2 protein-coding genes are annotated in these 4,612 nt (G+C 70.7%); both read right to left on the bottom strand.

Annotated elements, in window-relative coordinates; all coding sequences use genetic code 11:
- Window positions 1–1,592: type I polyketide synthase (locus AOK17_RS28925; RefSeq protein ID WP_206190853.1), on the bottom strand; the 1,592-nt coding region annotated here is incomplete at its 3' end.
- Window positions 1,593–1,596: 4 nt separating this feature from the next.
- The coding region (locus AOK17_RS28920) for a type I polyketide synthase (protein WP_157881416.1) at window positions 1,597–4,612 on the bottom strand (3,016 nt) is incomplete at its 5' end.

The raw sequence follows: 4,612 nt of genomic DNA, 5'->3' as shown, positions 1-4,612 counted from the left end.
TCCAGTGCGGCACGCGTGGTGGCCAGTGAGTAGGCCACGTCGATCTGGCCCAGGTCCCGCCCGGTGACGTGGTCCGCCAGTCGCGCGGCCTGCTCCCGCAAGGCCTGCTCAGTACGGGCCGACAGCACCCACGGCACCACCGGCAGGGCCGGCAGCACCGGGACGGACTGCTCGGTCTGCTCGGAGTTCTGGGTCTGGGGGGCCTCTTCGATGATCAGGTGGGCGTTGGTGCCACTGATGCCGAACGACGAGACACCCGCTCGGCGCGGATGCCCCTCCGGATGCCACGGGCGCGCGTCGGTCAGTAGTTCCACGGACCCGGCCGACCAGTCGACATGTGGTGACGGCTCGTCCACGTGCAACGTCCGGGGCAACAGGTTGTTGCGCATGGCCATGACCATCTTGATCACACCGGCCACCCCGGCCGCCGCCTGGGTGTGACCGATGTTCGACTTCAGCGAACCCAGCCACAACGGTCGGCCCCCGGGCCGGTCCTGCCCATACGTGGCGATGAGCGCCTGCGCCTCGATCGGGTCCCCCAGGGACGTCCCCGTACCGTGCGCCTCCACCACGTCGACGTCCGCCGGGGACAGGCCCGCGTCGGCGAGTGCCTGGCGGATCACGTGCTGTTGGGCGGGGCCGTTGGGGGCGGTCAGGCCGTTGGAGGCACCGTCCTGGTTGACCGCCGACCCTCGAATGACCGCCAGGACTTGGTGATTGTTGCGCCGCGCCTCGGACAATCGTTCAAGGACCAGCACTCCCACCCCTTCCGACCAGCCCGTACCGTCGGCCGAAGCCGAGAACGCCTTGCACCGGCCGTCGCGGGACAGCACGCCCTGGCGGCTGAACTCCACGAACACGTCCGGTGCGCACATGACCGTGGCGCCTCCGGCGATCGCCAGCGAGCACTCCTTGCGGCGCAGCGCGGCACAGGCCAGGTGGAGGGTGACCAGCGAGGTGGAGCAGGTGGTGTCGATGGAGACGGCGGGGCCCTGGAGGCCGAGGACGTAGGAGATCCGGCCGGAGAGGACGGCTGTGGAGTTGCCGAGGAGCAGGTACCCGGCGACGTCGTCGGGCACGTTCATGGCCCGGGTGGCGTAGTCGTGGTACATGGCTCCGGCGAACACTCCGGTCCGGCTTTCGCGCAGTGACAGCGGGTCGATGCCCGCGCGTTCCAGGGCCTCCCAGGTGGTCTCCAGCAGCAAGCGCTGTTGCGGGTCCATGGCCAGTGCCTCGCGCGGGCTGATGCCGAACAGTCCGGCATCGAAGTCGGCGATGTCGTCGAGGAAGCCGCCTGCCTGGGCGTGGCTGGTCCCGGTCCTGTCGGGGTGGGGGTAAGGGTCGGGGCCGTGGAGGGACGCGAGGTCCCAGCCTCGATCGGCGGGAAACGGTGACAGGGCGTCGTGGCCGCCTGCGACCGTCTCCCACAACTCCTCGGGAGAGGTCACACCGCCGGGCAGCCTGCAGCCCATGCCGACGACGGCGATCGGCTCGTGTGCCCTTTCCTCGGTTTCGCGGAGGCGTCGGCGGGCTTCGCGGAGATCGACCGTGGCGCGTTTGAGGTAATCGCGGAGTTTCTCGTCGTTCGCCATTCCGTCAGGCACTCCCTGGCAGTCCGAGTTCGGCGTCGAGGACTTCGAAGAGCTCGTCGTCCGTGGCCGATTGAAGATCTGTGGTGGGTCCGGTCGAACCGTCCGTCGGGCCCGCGTCCGGGTCGGCGTCGGCCAGTCGGCCGTGCCAGCGGCGTAGCAGCGTCTCCAACCGCCCGGTGATCCTGGTGAGTTCACCGTCGCCCTGGGGCACCGCGGCCAAGGCGGCCTCCAGCCGGTCCGCCTCGGCCAGTACCGAGCGAAGGCTCTGCCCATGGCCCGACGGCCACTGGGCGGCCAGTTGCTCGCCGAGGTGGCGGGCCAGCGCTGCCGGGCTCGGGTAGTCGAAGACGGCGGTGGCCGACAGGTGCAGGCCGGTGACCTTCTTGATCTGGTTCCTGAGTTCGATCGCGGTCAGCGAGTCGAAGCCGAGGGTCTGGAACGTGTGGTGGGCCTCGATCGCGGTCGCCTCGCCCGTGCCGTGGCCGAGGACGGCGGCGACATGGCCGCGCACCAGGTCGGTGAGCGCGCGTTCGCGTTCGTTGTCCGAGAGTGCGGCGAGCCGTGCCGTCAGGGCTCGCCCGTTGTTGCCGGCCGCGTCCTGGGCCGTACGCCGGGACGATGGGGTGGGGACCAGGCCGCGCAGTGCCGTCGGCAGGTTTCCGGCCTGGGCCTGGGCCCGCAGGGCGCCGAGGTCCAGCCGCAACGGCAACAGCGCGGGGTCGCCTCCGGGCGCGGCGCGCACGGCCATGGAGAAGAGCCGGAGGCCCTCGTCGGGAGAGAGTGCCTGGATTCCGTTGCGGAGCATGCGGGAGCGGTCGGTGTCGGCCAGGTCTCCGGCCATGCCCAGGCCTCCGCTCCACGGTCCCCAGCCGAGAGATTGGCCCGGCAGGCCGAGGCTGCGGCGGTGGTGGGCGAGTGCGTCGAGGAACGCGTTGGCAGCGGCGTAGTTGCCCTGGCCGGCGGTGCCGAGGGCGCCGGCGGCGGAGGAGAACAGGACGAAGGCCGACAGGTCCAGGCTGCGCGTCAGTTCGTGCAGGTGCCATGCGGCGTCGGCCTTGGCCTTGAGCACGTTGTCGAGGTGCCGTGGTGTCAGGTCGGTGATCAGGGCGTTGTCCAGGACTCCGGCGGAGTGCACGACGGCGGTCAACGGATGCTCGGCGGGGATATCGGCCAACAGCCCGGCGATCGCTTCCCGGTCCGTGATGTCGCAGGCCGCGATCGTGGTCCGGGCGCCCAGCTCGGCCAGTTCGGCGACCAGGTCCGAGACGCCGGGCGCCTCGATGCCGCGGCGGCCGGCCAACACCAGGTGGCGCATGCCGTGTTCGGTCACCAGGTGCCGGGCGATCTGGCGGCCTAGGCCCCCGGTACCGCCGGTGATCAGCACGGTGCCGTCGCGGTCCCAGTCCGGTGCTTCGTGCCGCTGGCCCGCTTCCACGGTTGTGCGGGCTGGTTGCCGCGTCAGGCGGGGGGCCAGGAGGCGGTCGCCGCGCAGGGCCAGTTGCGGTTCGTCGGCGGCCAAGGCGGTTTGGAGAGTGAGCATGGGGGCGTGCAGGGCGGTGTGCAGCGAGGTGTACGGGGTCGGCAGGTCCATCAGTACGATCCGGCCGGGTTCCTCCTCCTGCGCGGCGCGCGCCAGGCCCCACACCGCCGCATGTCCCAGGTCGGTGACGCTCTCGTCGGCCGCGGTGGCCACCGCACCACAGGTGGCCAGGACCAGCCGGGTTGCCTCCAACCGGGCGTCGGTCAGCAGCGTCCGGAGGGCGTCGAGAGCGCCATCGACGGATGCGCGGACCGTCTCGGGCACGGGGCGGACGGGGTCCTGATCCGCGACAACGACGAGTACGGTCTCGGGCACGGGCAGGTCCCCGGAGCCGACCGCGTCGAGCAGGGCGGCCATGTCCGGATAGGCACCGGGTCCGGAGGCGGCGCGGCCCACAACCGCCCAGTCAGGCGCGGCGGGATCGGCGAGGGACGCGGGAGCGGAGACAGGTACCCAGTCGAGCCGGTAGAGCGAGCCGGAAGCGTTGGCGCCGGTGGTGGTGAGCTGGTCGCTGGTCACCGGGCGGGTGGTCAGCGACTCCACAGTGATCACCGGGGTTCCGGTGGCGTCGGCCGCGCTGATGGCACCGCCCGAAATCCGGACCCGCAGGGCGGACGCCCCGGACGTGTGCAGTCGTACGCCGTTCCAGGCGAAGGGCACCGAAGGGATTTGTCCGTCCTCGTCCCTCTCGCTCCTTCCATCGTTCTTGTCGTTCTCGTCGTCCGGGACGAGGAGCGCGGCGTGCAGGGCGGCGTCCAGCAACGCTGGGTGGATGCCGTAGGAGGTGGCATCGGTGGTCTGGGCGGGGAGTTCGACCTCGGCGAACACCTCGTCGGCACGGTGCCATGCGGCGCGTACGCCCTGGAAGACGGAGCCGTAGTGGAGTCCCTGCTTGGCCAGCCGGTCGTAGAACTCGTCGAGTGGTAGCGGGGTGGCGTGGGCGGGGGGCCATGTCTCCATGTCTGTGGGTGTGTTGGTGGGGGTGGTGTCGGGGGTGAGGATGCCTTCGGCGTGCAGGGTCCATTCTTCGTCGGGGGTGGCGTGCTCGGGTCGTGCGTGTATGCGTAGGTGTCGGTGGCCGTTCTGATCGGGGGCGGCTGTCATCACCTGTACCGCGACGCCGCCGTGTTCGGGCAGGGCGAGTGGGTTGTGGAGTGTGAGTTCGTCCAGCACCGGGCAGTTGACCTCGTCGCCTGCCCGGATGGCCAGTTCGACGAAGCCGGTGCCGGGGAACAGGACGGTGCCCATCACCGCGTGGTCGGCCAGCCAGGGCTGTTGCTCGACCGAGAGGCGGCCCGACAGGACCACGCTCTCGGACCCGGGCAGCTCTACTACCGCGCCCAGCAGCGGGTGTTCGGCACTCTCCAGTCCTGCCTGCTGCACATCCACCGTGTCCTGCGTGGCATGCATCCAGTAGTGCTTGTGCTGGAAGGGGTAGGTGGGCAGGTCTATGGGGTGGGTGGGCTGGTCTTCGAAGAGG

Source organism: Streptomyces phaeochromogenes, assembly GCF_001418655.1.
Taxonomy (GTDB): Bacteria; Actinomycetota; Actinomycetes; order Streptomycetales; family Streptomycetaceae; genus Streptomyces; species Streptomyces phaeochromogenes.
This window is presented reverse-complemented; position numbering and strand designations above follow the sequence as displayed.